Annotated in this window: 10 protein-coding genes; all 10 read left to right on the plus strand. The window is 57.8% G+C overall.

Annotated elements, in window-relative coordinates:
- Positions 1-153: 153 nt before the first annotated feature.
- Positions 154-807: a TetR family transcriptional regulator gene (locus tag IPP88_17725; GenBank protein ID MBL0124483.1), complete on the plus strand. Its 654-nt coding sequence runs from the start codon at positions 154-156 to the stop codon at positions 805-807.
- Between the two features lie 639 nt (positions 808-1446).
- Positions 1447-4914, plus strand: a complete 3468-nt coding sequence (locus IPP88_17730) for an outer membrane lipoprotein-sorting protein (GenBank protein ID MBL0124484.1) — start codon at positions 1447-1449, stop codon at positions 4912-4914.
- Complete coding sequence (locus tag IPP88_17735; GenBank protein ID MBL0124485.1) at positions 4853-6064, plus strand: hypothetical protein; 1212 nt, start codon at positions 4853-4855, stop codon at positions 6062-6064. The genes IPP88_17730 and IPP88_17735 overlap by 62 nt, the downstream gene beginning before the upstream one ends.
- On the plus strand, positions 6052-7080 hold the full coding sequence (locus IPP88_17740; GenBank protein MBL0124486.1) for an alpha/beta fold hydrolase: 1029 nt from the start codon (positions 6052-6054) through the stop codon (positions 7078-7080). Before IPP88_17735 ends, IPP88_17740 begins: the two co-directional genes overlap by 13 nt.
- An 84-nt stretch (positions 7081-7164) precedes the next feature.
- Complete coding sequence (locus tag IPP88_17745) at positions 7165-7722, plus strand: sigma-70 family RNA polymerase sigma factor (GenBank protein MBL0124487.1); 558 nt, start codon at positions 7165-7167, stop codon at positions 7720-7722.
- 59 nt (positions 7723-7781) lie between these two features.
- Entirely contained in the window at positions 7782-8504 is a 723-nt protein-coding gene (locus tag IPP88_17750) for a serine/threonine protein kinase (protein MBL0124488.1), read from the plus strand.
- Positions 8441-9973 carry a protein kinase gene (locus IPP88_17755; protein MBL0124489.1) on the plus strand — a complete coding sequence of 511 codons (1533 nt, stop codon included), beginning with the start codon at positions 8441-8443 and terminating at the stop codon, positions 9971-9973. Before IPP88_17750 ends, IPP88_17755 begins: the two co-directional genes overlap by 64 nt.
- A gap of 22 nt (positions 9974-9995) precedes the next feature.
- Positions 9996-10220 (plus strand): hypothetical protein, encoded by a 225-nt coding sequence (locus IPP88_17760; GenBank protein MBL0124490.1) that lies wholly within the window; start codon positions 9996-9998, stop codon positions 10218-10220.
- Positions 10221-10239: 19 nt separating this feature from the next.
- Positions 10240-10713 carry a hypothetical protein gene (locus IPP88_17765; GenBank protein ID MBL0124491.1) on the plus strand — a complete coding sequence of 158 codons (474 nt, stop codon included), beginning with the start codon at positions 10240-10242 and terminating at the stop codon, positions 10711-10713.
- A gap of 69 nt (positions 10714-10782) precedes the next feature.
- The coding region (locus tag IPP88_17770) for a TetR family transcriptional regulator (protein ID MBL0124492.1) at positions 10783-10984 on the plus strand (202 nt) is incomplete at its 3' end.

Here is a 10984-nt window from a genome sequence, read left to right on the forward strand (position 1 = left end):
TTGTGACCGGGGTTGATCATCGTCAAAAATGTCCGGATGAATAGTAGGGATACTCAAACCGCAGTCGGATATTTGTCGGCGCGCAAATGTATCCGCGCTGCATGACATAAACAAGCGCCGCAAACGCGCATGCCGCATCATCGGAGTTGTTGCATGGCCCGCAGAACGAAGGAAGAAGCGCAGGAGACCCGCAATCGATTGCTTGATACGGCGGAACACGTCTTCAATGAGCGCGGCGTTTCGCGCACGTCGCTGGCGGAGATTGCCGAAACGGCGGGGCTCACGCGCGGCGCCATCTATTGGCACTTCAAGAACAAGCTCGATCTGTTCGATGCCATGATGGAACGCGTCACGCTGCCGATGGAGCAAGTCACCGAAGAATTCGCCGACGCGAGCCTTGCCGATCCGGTCGGCTACATTCGCAATCAGTCGGTCGCCATCCTCAAGAACATCGACAAGAACCCGCGGATTCAGCGCGTGTTCGAAATCATGAGCCACAAGTGCGAATACGTCGATGAGATGGCGCCACTGAAAGTACGCCACCTCGAAGGCCGCAGCGACTGCGTGTCGCACATCGAGCAAGGCTTTCGCAATGCGATCAAGAAAGGGCAACTGCCGAAGACCGTTAAACCGCGCCTCGCTGCGATCGGCCTGCATGCCTTGATTGATGGACTTATCATGAATTGGCTGCTTGACCCGAAATATTTTTCGCTTGCGCGCGATGCGGAGAAGATGATTGATTGTTTCTTGCGGGGGTTGGGCAGTGCGCCGGCAGCCGTTGCGAAGAAGAAGGCGCGTGCCACCTAAGGTGTGCTAACTCTAGCGCCGGAGCGGCTTTCCGGACTATTTCGGCCTGCAATGCCCGCCAGTGCTTGTGTTTGCCTTTCCGCACACATAATCATGCTGCAATCATGGTTGCTCTGAGGTTCGCCAACGGGAGATTGCAAACAATTCTCTTGCGATGCGCCACTTGGGCAAACTACAGGCCCACCACGCATACAAAGTCGATGGCACCACAAATCGGTGATCGCAGTTTCAACTCGACCCAGTTCACTCGCGCGCGCACGTCAGTTCCAATTCGTGCCAACCGACTTCAAACCCCTGGTTTGTTTCGCTTTCCTCGCCGCATTGTCATCCGCGCTCAGCATTGCGCGAAATGAGCATCCAATAGCCAGGTGGGGATAGAAAAGTTGGTCATGTCACATCAGATTTGCATTCCACCACGACCGCAGGTGGTCCATTCGACGCCAAATGATATGAGCCTTTTCGCGCGCCGACCGCCGTGCCTGAATAGGTTTGCGGCCACAAATGTCCGGTTTTGGCGAACCAATACGCTAAACAGGTTAGGAGGGTCTATTTGCTGCGTTGGCATGGACTCTCGTTCGCCACCGCAAACCGAGGTCGCCACCACGTGTGCCTGGCAAAATCCACAACCGGAGTTCGTCGATGGAAAAATTCATCACCTTTGTAGTGAACCGGCGCCGTTGGGTACTGGCCGGGATCGTTATGGTTACCTTGCTGTTTTGCTTGCAGTTGCGCCAGTTGCAGGTCGTGATCGATACCGCAAAACTGTTGCCGCCAGATCACCCCAACGTCGTGGGCACGGTCAGCGCCGAAAAACTGTTCGGCTCGCGCCATGTCGTTGTCGTTGGTATTAGTGCAAAGGACGGTACATCCGCATACTCACCGACAATTCTGAACGCGGTGGTCGCATTGACCACGTCGATGGCAGATACGCCCGGGGTAAAACGGCACACGCTATTGTCGGCCAGTGCCGGGCGTGCCAAAGCAATTTCCGGCTCAACGTCCGAATTGACGGTGGAGCCAATGCTTGGTGTAAGTGTCGCGGTTGTGACGGCCGAGGATGCTGAGCGCTTCCGCGTCAATGTCGCCACAAATCCGGTTTACCAGAACGGCCTGATCTCGCGCGATGGGCAACTTGCCAGCGTGTCGTTTTCAATTGCTTCGGGCGCCAAGGGATTCCGCGAATCGATGGACAAAATCCACGCGGCAATCGGCAAGCAGGCCGCCGCCAACCCCGGATTGCACTACGCGGTTGCCGGCGCGCCGGCGCTGTTCGCTGAAGTCGAGCGACTGTCCGCGCGCATGGCGTTTCTTTTTCCCATCGCGGTATTGCTCATCGGACTCATCCATTTCGAAGCCTTCCGCACCTGGCAAGGGCTGGTCCTGCCGCTGGTGACGGCACTGCTCGCCGTAGCGTGGGGCTTGGGAATCATGAGTGGACTGGGAATTGAGATGGACGCTTTCAACGCGGTCACGCCGATTCTCATTCTCGCCGTCGCAGCGGGACATGCCGTGCAGATTCTGAAGCGCTATTACGAGGAATTTGAGCGGATTTCACGGATGCACCCAACCTGGGACCCGGCTGCGGCAAATCGCGCCGCTGTTATCGAATCCCTCGCAAAAATTGGCCCGGTAATGTTGACGGCTGGCGGCGTTGCGGCGGCCGGCCTGTTTTCGCTCGTCACCTTTGAAATCGCCACCATTCGCACATTTGGCATTTTTACGGGCCTGGGCATCGTTAGCGCACTGATTATCGAATTGACATTTATCCCTGCGTTGCGTGCCTGCCTCAAGCCACCGAAATACGTCGAGTCTCCAGCCGGCGATGTGCGCACAGACCAAACAACCGCCGCCAGGTCACGCACCTGGGACCGTTTCGCCGGCGTCGTTTCTGCCGCGGTACTGCGCCACCGCATCGCGGTTCTCGCCGGATTCGGCATGCTCGCGGCCGCGTCCTCGTTCGGACTTCTGCATCTCAATCAGGAAAATTCAACCAAGAGCTACTTTGGCAAACGTGTGCAGGCTAGGATGGACGACGCCCTTCTGAATGAAAAGCTCGCCGGAACGAATACGCTGTTCGTCGTTTTTAGCGCCGCCAGTGAAGATCGAATGAAAGACCCACAAGTGCTGCGGGTCATTGCGGACACGCAGGCGTACATCCAGGGTCTCCCGGATGTCGGTAAAACAATTTCAATCGTTGATTTCCTGAAGCAAATGAATCAATCGATGAATGGTGGTGCGGCATCCGCGTACACGCTGCCATTGTCGCAAGCAGTGATTTCTCAATATTTGCTGCTTTACAGCCTCAGCGGCGAACCCGGCGATTTCGATGCTTATATTGACTACGGCTACAAGAACGCAAACCTGCTTGTGTGGATGAAAAACGATACGAGCCGGTATGCCAACGCGATCCTCAAAGACGTACGGGCATTCGTTGAGCCACGTTTGCCACCAGGTATTACCCTAACCATTGGCGGAAGCGCGCCACAGGCCGCTGCCATTTCGGAAACGCTGGTCGCGGGCAAGTTAAAGAATGTCACCCAAATCATCATCGTGGTTTTTGTCGCGGGCTTATTGGTGTTCCGCTCGCTGCTCGCCGCAGTCTACATTGTCGTGCCGCTGCTGGTGACCGTATTGGTTAACTTCGGCGTCATGGGATTGACCGGCATTCCCCTGAACACCCCCAATTCGGTCGCATCCGCGTTGGCCATCGGGATCGGGGCGGACTACTCGATTTACCTGATGTTTCGCATACGCGAAGAATTTGTCCGTCTCGGCGACCTGGACGCCGCGCTGCGCGAAACATTTCGCACCGCCGGACTGGCGATTGTTTACGTGGCCAGTGCGATCATCGGCGGCTATTCCGTACTGCTGCTGTCGGTCAATTTCTACATTCATATCTGGTTTGGCCTGCTAATTGTCCTTTCCATGATCGTCAGCGCCATTTCTGCGCTGGTGCTGGTGCCGGCGCTGATCAAGATCTGGCCACCCCGTCATTTGCAAGCCACCGTGCCCACGCCGCTGCTAACGCCGGCCGCCTCGGGGCGCATGGCCATGTTGGCGCTTGGTGTGGTGTCACTAACCCTATCCGGCGCAGTAGCGATACCGGAAGCCAGGGCACAAACACAAGGACTTGGATTTGGGCTTGGCCAGGGGCAGGTCCAGACGCCACCCAATGGGGAGCAACTTTCGGCCGACGTCATCATGGAGCGAAGCTATCAATCGAGCCGTCTCGCGGGTTCAACATCGGAGGCGACGTTTCGTCTGGTGAACGCAAATGGTCACGAGCGCATTCGTAAAACATTTGGTGCAACCAGGCTTGGCATTGACGGCATTGGAAGTCAGCGCGTCATTCGCTTCCTGTCGCCATCAGACGTGCGAAATACCACCACGTTGCTGGTGGAGAGGGCAGGCGAGGATGAAGTGTCGGTGTATTTGCCCGCACTGAAAAAAACCCGCCGGCTCTCGCGCAACAACAAGAAGGCCAGCTTCGTCGGCACCGACCTTTCTTACGGCGACATGATGGGGCATCGGCCAGGTGACTGGATCCACAATCTCCTGCGTTCTGAAAAAATCGACGGCGCAAGTACTTATGTCGTCGAGTCGCGTCCCAGGACGCCGCTCATCGCTGAAGAAACCGGATACAGCCGCCGCACGAGCTGGATCGCGGCAGAAACTTACGTCCCGCTCAAAGTGGAATATTTCGATTCCGCGAACGTACTGCTGAAAACCATTCTATACGCTGACATTGAGCAGGTTGATGATCGTGACGCGGGCAAATCGCATAAGCACCAAGCTATGCGGATCGACGTCAAAAATGCACAGACAAATCATCAAACCTTCATAAAGTTCGAACGCTTTCGAGCGAGCTCAAGCGTAAACGAATCGTACTTCTCACGCGTTACCTGGAGAAAGAGGAGTGACCCGCGATACAGTGCAATCGCGCTGGTTTCAACGCCGCCATACCGTTGCGAGCTGCATGTTCCCGGCTGCCTTGGCTTTCATTGCGCCGCTGGCAGTTTGCGCGGAAAGCGCCGGCGCCCCGGATGTGCCAACACCATTTGGCGAGTGTCGAATTGGCACCTGGAGCGGTACGCGCAATCTGGATGACGACGACGCACGGCTGAAAGTCACCTGCCTCGCGCAATGGCGCATCCCGCTCGGCGAATATTTCCGCGGCAATATAAGTGGGCGCGCGGGATTTGCGGATGCGTCGCACGGTCCAGCCGACAGCGATGCGCACGGCGCCGGCAATATGGCGTCTCGCGTACGCGAAAGCTATATCGAATATGAGCGGGGATTCTTGCGCATCCGGGCTGGCCGGCAAAACATTGCATGGGGCCGGTCGGATCGCTTCAACCCGACGGACAATTTGTCGCCGCGCGATTTCACGTTCTTGTCGCAGGAAGATGACGAGCAGCGAAACGGCATCGCCGCACTGTCAATTGACGCAAAGGTGAATGGCGAATGGTCATTGTCCGGTATTTACGTTCCCCGCTTTACGCCACACGTGATGCCAAACGGTTTGCTTCCGAGCACAATAATCTTTGAACATCGTCCCGCCAAACACGAAGTTGCGCTCAAACTGGATCGCGCGGGCAAGGACGTGGACTGGTCGCTCAGCTTCTATCGCGGCTTTGACCGCTTTGCGCGCTTTCGCGCGATGTCGCCCTTTTCACCGCCGTTTGCGCCGCCGTTTGCGCCACTCGTCATTCCGACGATCAGCGCGCGGTTTGACCCGCAACAAACCCTGGGCGCGGATATCGCATTCAATGCCGGCAAATTTGCTTTCCGCGCCGAGGCGGCGGCATCGCGCTACTCGTCACCCAACGAGCCCTCGCGAACCGTCAATCGCGCGGTGGCCGGTGTTGATCGCGGCTTCTTTGAGACCGGCAATATCAACGTGCAACTATTTTCAATCCATCGGGCCAACTACGTGCGCGCGACGGCGCAGCCCATCGACATTCAACGGCTCATCGACGGTCTTGACCGTTTGAATAGCGAATTTGGCCGGTTCGAAACCGGCGCCACCCTACGCGTCTCCAATCGATTCCTGAACGATCGGTTGCGGGTGGAGCTGGGCGCTATTTACGATTTTTCCGGCCATGGCTCCATTCTGCGACCGCGCCTCGCCTATAGCTTCTCGGATGCGATCCGGCTTTCTGCCGGAGCCGATTACTTCCACGGCGCGGATCAATCCTATTTCGGCGCGCGAGTAAAAAATAATCTTGCCTATCTGGAGTTCGCATGGATATTTTAGTGAAGGAGTCATCGCACATTCCGTTGCCTTCTTCCGCGTTTCGGGCGGCCGCGAAGAATATGCCGAGTGCTGTCGGAATGGGCAAAAGCGATGCGGGCGACGATGCACTTCTCGCGACGCTCACAGCGGCTCGCGGCGATCACATTGAGTTTGCCAAACTCCCCGCCCTGGAGCGGCGCGGCTTTGCGATCCTGAAGCATGCGCTACGCGCGGTTGCGGTTTTCTCACCCGGTCTTGCCGCGCACCTGAGCTTGAAGATCATGCGGATGCCGCCAAAGGCGCGTCCCAAGCCGAGACATCGCGCGCTGGTTGCATCCGCGGCGCGCTTCGAATTGAACATTAATGGCTTGCCGGCGCATGGATACGCATGGGGCGCGGGACCCGCGGTTATCTTCTGCCATGGCTGGTGCGCCGACGCCAGTTGGTTCGCGCCCTATGTGGTTGAACTAAATCAACGTGGCTTTCAAGTAGTCGCATTTGACGCACCGGGACACGGCCTTACCGCGCGCGGTCCTACCGATATGTTTGGTTTTGCTGCGTGCATCGGTGGCGCCAGCAATTGGGTGATGGCGCAAGGTGGTCAGGTGCAGGCCGTCGTCGGGCACTCTGTCGGCGGTGTTGCGGCCGCGCTGGCCATGCGCGATTGGAACATTCCCTGTGACAGGCTTGCACTGATCAGCGCATTCACCGATTGCAACTGGGTTGCCGACGCGTTCATCAGAATGACCGGGCTATCACGCGATATCGGCGAACGCATGCGTAAACAATACGCGAGCCTCAGCCGTGAGCCGTTCGCGTTAAAGCGCACCTCGGTCGTGGACATGATCCGGCACGCGCCCGCGCATGTCTTTCTGGCCCATGATAGAGACGATGCCGATGTGCCGTTCTGGCACAGCCTCGTCTTGCTGGAAGGTTGTCGCCGTGCACATTTCTATCACACTCGCGGTTGTGGGCATCGGCGCGTGCTGCGCGACGCCGGTCTCGTCAATGCGCTGGTCCGGTTCGTCAGCAGTTGAGTGGATGCGATTATGCCCGCACCTCGCCTCTGATGAAAAATTCACGCCAAATGCCGTTCGTTGCCCAGCGGCTATACTCTTGCGATGGGAGATATTACAGAGTTGATTCGCGCTTCAAACGATGGCGACCAGGACGCACTTGGCAGCCTTTTTCAATTGCTCTATGCCGATCTTCGCGTTATCGCGCATCGCCGTATGCAGACTAACGGCTCGGTCACATCCCTGGATACAACCTCGCTTTTGCATGAGTCATATCTGCGATTGGTCAGTGGCGGAAAGCTTCAACTTAACGACCGCAAGCATTTCTTCGCTTACGCGGCCACGACCATGCGCAATATCGTCGTCGATTTCGTGCGTGAACGGCGCAGCGAAAAGCGCGGTAGCGACATCCTGATTGTCACCCTGAACACAACCATTGCGGAATCGGCAAGTGCCGAAAGTGACGAAGTCCTTCGCGTTCAGGAGGCGCTTGAGGTACTGGGCCAGCTCGACGAGCGTTTGGTCAGAGTCGTCGAATTGCGTTATTTCTGTGGATTAAGCGAGACGGAGATCGCGGATGTGCTTGAGCTGAACGAGCGGACGGTGCGCCGTGATTGGGAAAAAGCGAAGTTACTTCTCGCGAGTGTGCTGCAAGAGAAATGAGACGGGTGCACTAGTCACGAAACATTGGTTTTTCAGCGCTCATTAAGGAACGACTCAGTATGGCCGTCGCACTTCAGGATTTGCCGACCCTTTCGCGTCTCCTTGACGATGGCTGGGAGCTCAGCGCCGCCGAACGCAAGCTTTGGCTGGCGACATTGCCGCCCGAACACCAGCGTTTCAGCCAAACGCTTGACGAAATGCTGTCGCGACAAGCTGGCGTGGAAACGGATGTGTTCGTCAAGCCGCTGAACCATGCGGCAGCCGATTTTTTCGGCAGCAGTGATCGCGCCGCGCCCAGCGCGCCTGCCTGGTCCGAAGGCAGCGATGTCGGTGGCTACCGCCTGATTCGCGAAATTGGTCTCGGCGGCATGGGTGCGGTGTGGCTGGCCGAGCCGAGTGACGGTGTATTGAAACGACAAGTGGCGTTGAAAATGCCACTGTTTGCGATCCACAACAAGGCACTCGCGGAGCGGTTTGATCGCGAGCGCGACATTCTGGCGAGCCTTACGCATCCCAATATCGCCCGCCTGTACGATGCGGGCGCCACCCAAAGCGGTCAGCCCTTCCTCGCGCTTGAGTATGTTGAGGGGTTATCCATTACGCAACATTGTGTTGAGCGGAAGCTGACGATTCCGGCGCGCATCCGGCTGTTTATGCAGGTGCTCGCCGCCGTTCAGCACGCCCACAGCAACCTCGTACTCCACCGTGATCTCAAGCCATCGAACGTATTGGTCACCGTGGACGGGCAAGTCAAACTGCTCGATTTCGGTATTGCGAATTAATCGGCGGCACCGATGTTGCCTCCGAGAAATCCGCGCTCACGCAATTCGGCGGGCAAGCGCTGACCCCCGATTACGCGAGCCCCGAGCAGGTTCGCGGCGAGGCGATCAGCACCGCAAGTGACGTGTACAGCCTGGGTGTTATCGCCTACGAAATGCTGACGGACACGAAACCTTATCAATTAAAACGCCAGCCTTCGACAACCCTCGGGGAGGCCGTTGCGACGGTCAATATCAAGGCCGCCAGTGCAGCCGTCGCAGACCCGAAGGTGAAAACGCAGCTCAAAGGCGATATTGACGCCATTCTGAACAAGGCATTGAAGAAAGAGGTTGTTGAACGATATCTGACCGTCGACGCCCTTGCCGACGACATCGAGCGACACCTCGCCAATCTGCCCGTCCAGGCGCAGCCGGATGCCGTGGGCTATCGATTGCGTAAATTTGCCAGCCGGAACAAGCTCGCCGTGATCGCCGCGAGCGTCACGAGTTTTTCGCTCGTCGCGGGCCTCTCGGGTGCGATTTGGCAAGCTCGCGTAGCGCGCATTGAAGCCGCGCGTGCCGAACAAGTCAAACAGTTCATCGCCTCGATCTTCACCGAAGCGGTACCGCGTCAGGGCGTGGGCGGCGCAGTGACCGCAACTGATTTACTCTCGGCCGCCGCAGTGCGGATAGAGAAACAACTTGCGGATAGTCCGCGGGTGGCCGCCGAACTGGGTGTGTTGATTGGCGAAAGTTTTTCCGCCCTCGGTGAACCCGCGAAAGGCGAGGCCACGCTAAAAGCTGCCGTCGCGCGCGCCGAACGCGAATACGGGCGACAGCACCGTCTGACGATACATGGAAAGTGGCTGCTTGTGGAAAGCACCAATAACCAGGATCTTGCCGCGTCCGAGCGCTTACTCGCCGAAGTTGTTCCCGATGCCTTGTCCGGCTTGCCTGCAACCGCAAAAGATGCGGTAGAAGCGTTAGCGCAACAATCATTCTTACTCGCCAAGCGCAATAAAGCAGAAGAGTCGTATGCCGCATTGGAGCAGTCGATTGCCGTTGGCGAAAAGTATTTGGGCCCGCAACACGAATCAACCCTCAGTTCACTCGGGCTTCTATCCAACACCTATGCCCGCTTTGGCGATGTGGAACGTCAATGGACATCGGCAAGTGAAGCGATGCGCCGCGCCACGCTTGCCTTTGGCCATTCGCGGCCGCATGTGACGCTGGCGGAGGTCGAGCGGTGGTACGCCGATGCGCTAACCGCAAAAGGGCGCCCAGGTGACGCAGTGCTGATATTGAAACGCGTTTTGCACGACCAGCGTGCGCTCGATGGCGCCGAAACGGTACGCGTACGCCACGCCATGTCCCGGCTGGCGCGCGCACTGGACCGTGTCGGCGGCGTGGAGCGCGTTGGCATTGACGCGTGGGGTTTACGCCATGGAGGCCGGGCGGGACCCGATCGAATCAGAAGACCCGGGCCGAAATAGGGATGCACCTGGTTTTTCCACGTTGGCCAATGCGCGGTTGGGCGATGAGGCGCTGCGCCTGGACGAGCGGATGATCGGTGTGGATCAGCGTCTGGGCATCAAGCTCGGAATAGGCTTTTTCGAGCGACTATCGCGCACGCGCGAATATTCCACTACCGTGGCGATCAATAAGGCGATACAGTTAGCCGAGAAACGGCGGCGCAAACCGGCGACAAGCGTGCCGCATTTCAAACGCACTACTGGGTGAACGCGCGTTCAGCTCACGGATGCAGCGTCGATCAGGCGAAGGCCTCGCGTTCGCACAGCGCGCCATGGCAATCAATGAAAAAAACCGGCTGCCTCAATATTTGGAGGCCGCTGTCAACGCTGCACTTGCCAATGCGTGGCTGGATCAGAACGACTATGTAAGGGCCGAAAAACTATTGATTCACGCCGGTGCTTTGTACGATCAGGCGCAGGTGCAACCCTCGGTTCGCACCGCCGACTACATCGTTGCCTTGGCGCGTGTGCATCTACGGACAGGTCGCGCGGTCAGGCCAAACAATTGCTGCTACCGCTCGTGGTTGTTTGGCAGAAGCGGTCAATACCAATGGTGGTGGCATGGTGAGTCACTTTACTGGCTCTCCCGCGCGGAAGCGAAGCTTGGAGAAACACAGGGCGCACAAACCCACCGTGTCGACGCGGTGCGGATGTTGCAGAAGTCGACGCTCCCGGCGTTGCGATGGCTTGCGCTGAGCTAGTCAACTGTGCGGACATCGCTAACCGCCCCCGGCCGGGGTGTTTGACCCAAGAACCCGCGAATCCAGCGCGTGTTCGAGATCATGAGTCACAAATGCGAATACGTCGACGAGATGGCGCCGCTGAAAGTGCGCCACCTCGAAAGCCGCAGCGACTGCGTGTCGCACATCGAGCAGGGCTTTCGCAACGCGATCAAAGAAGGGCAACTGCCGAAGACCTTCAAACCGCGCCTGGCCGCGATCGGCCTGCACTGCCTTGATCGATGGTCTGATC

The organism is Betaproteobacteria bacterium (assembly GCA_016720925.1).
GTDB lineage: Bacteria > Pseudomonadota > Gammaproteobacteria > Burkholderiales > Usitatibacteraceae > UKL13-2.